We start from the raw sequence: 934 nt of genomic DNA on the forward strand, positions 1-934 counted from the left end.
GCTTCGCTGGGAACGGCGAGGGATTGGCGCTCTGTTTTTTGCCCGATAGCGGTGTCGCATACTGGGGTTTGGCTGGTTTATCCGGTTCGGCCTTCAGGTTTTTGTGACTTTTGTTTAGGGTGAGGCCTTTGCTTTGATCCTTTTGGGTTGGCTTTGGTTTTGTTGGTCTGGCTTTTATTGCCTGTTTTGCCTGATGGCGATTTGGTGATTTGGCTGGTTTGTTTTGACACTTTTTGGTGTCTGTTCTTTGACATTTTTATCGAGAAGAAAGAGAAACGTGGGCGGCAGTCTTTTTCCTTGCTGTTTCCTTTCGGGTCCTTTGGGCCTGTTTGGATTATGACAAGATAGATTGGCGGCACGTTTGAGAGACAGTGGTGATGTTTTCTGGTTTTTGACTGGAAGGCTGAAGTACATTGGTTCTCGTCAAGATATTGAGCGTGACCATTAGCCAAGCGATTGGATTTTCAACTTGAGAGTTTGATCCTGGCTCAGAACGAACGCTGGCGGCAGGCTTAACACATGCAAGTCGAACGCACTCTTCGGAGTGAGTGGCAGACGGGTGAGTAACGCGTGGGAATCTACCTATTTCTGCGGAATAACACAGGGAAACTTGTGCTAATACCGCATACGCCCGGCAACGGGGAAAGATTTATCGGAGATAGATGAGCCCGCGTCTGATTAGCTAGTTGGTGGGGTAATGGCCTACCAAGGCGACGATCAGTAGCTGGTCTGAGAGGATGATCAGCCACACTGGGACTGAGACACGGCCCAGACTCCTACGGGAGGCAGCAGTGGGGAATATTGGACAATGGGGGCAACCCTGATCCAGCCATGCCGCGTGAGTGATGAAGGCCCTAGGGTTGTAAAGCTCTTTCAGTGGGGAAGATAATGACGGTACCCACAGAAGAAGCCCCGGCTAACTTCGTGCCAGCAG

General features: G+C 50.5%; 1 rRNA gene. It reads left to right on the forward strand.

Annotated features, from left to right (window positions below):
- Positions 1 to 465: 465 nt before the first annotated feature.
- A 16S ribosomal RNA gene (locus IE151_RS17580) occupies positions 466 to 934 on the forward strand; the annotation flags it as partial.

The organism is Limoniibacter endophyticus (assembly GCF_014652835.1).
Classification (GTDB): Bacteria; Pseudomonadota; Alphaproteobacteria; order Rhizobiales; family Rhizobiaceae; genus Limoniibacter; species Limoniibacter endophyticus.